General features: G+C 64.3%; 1 protein-coding gene and 1 pseudogene. Both read right to left on the bottom strand.

Translation table 11 applies throughout. The annotated features are described in order from the left end of the window. Positions 1–525, bottom strand: a 525-nt coding sequence (locus tag U9977_RS21920) for an SCO2522 family protein (protein WP_322751168.1), incomplete at its 3' end; no start/stop codon positions are given. Next, positions 522–938: pseudogene (locus U9977_RS21915) on the bottom strand (ParA family protein); the annotation flags it as partial. The gene U9977_RS21920 and the pseudogene U9977_RS21915, both read right to left, overlap by 4 nt.

Here is a 938-nt window from a genome sequence, read left to right as displayed (position 1 = left end):
CTCCTGCGGCGGCTCCCACCGCTGGGTGTGCATGGCCTGGTCGGTGCCGGTCTCGGGAGACCGTTCGCCGTTGCAGAGCCAGCCCGACTGATGGGGCGGCGGGCGGGAGCCGTTCGTGCCCGGAGCGGGTTCGGGAAGCAACCTGGCCGCGACGAGTTCCGCGAGCGGAACACCGTCCGCCACGCAGCAACCCGCCTCGCGCGCGATGTAGTCGATCGACACGCCGCACTCGTCCCCGATCGCGACGAGCTTCTGCAATATTTCATTCGGATTCGTACTATTAAAGAAATAGTCGTCGACCAGAAAACAGGTGCTGACGCGGGGCCGATCGGCGGTAACGCTCTTTTTGGCGGCCGTGGCCCACGGCGCAAGCCGCTGAAATTGGCGACGTATCCGTTCCTCGTCGCTGGACAGGTCCTCCATATAGAAGTGACCCACTTCAATCGAAAGGTGCGACAACGGTACGCCGCGAACACTGTCCTGATTGCTGGCTTCGGTGTAAGCGACGACTTCCAAGGCGGTCACAGCCCTTCCCACACACCGTCGTCGGTCAGATTACGGGCCAACTCGTCAAAGGCTTCGACGGTCGCGGCGTTGGCGAGGTTCCCGGAGACGTCCGCATCCGAGATGACCTGTTCCCGCCACTGTAGCACCGGCTCGACCGGCGTCTCGCCCAGCGTCGCGCTGTGCCCGAGCCGGTTGCGCAGCGCCAGCTGTTTGAGTTCATCATTGCAGGTACGCAGCCACTTCGCCTGCGCCGGCCGGTCTGCGGAAAGCGGCGAGTTGAGGACGGGTACCGCGGTACGGACGAACCGGATCGCGTCCTGCAGCGCCTCACGTCCGTGACCGGCCCGAGTTCCCTCGTCGAGGAGTCCGTCGTTGCCGTAGACGAGACTATGGGCTGCGACGATATGCTGCCTGGTCCAACGGTGGAATAC

This window comes from Protofrankia sp. Cas8, assembly GCF_963555845.1.
Lineage (GTDB): Bacteria > Actinomycetota > Actinomycetes > Frankiales > Frankiaceae > Protofrankia.
Note: the sequence above shows the minus strand (reverse complement) of the source record. Positions and strands in the feature narration are given on the sequence as shown.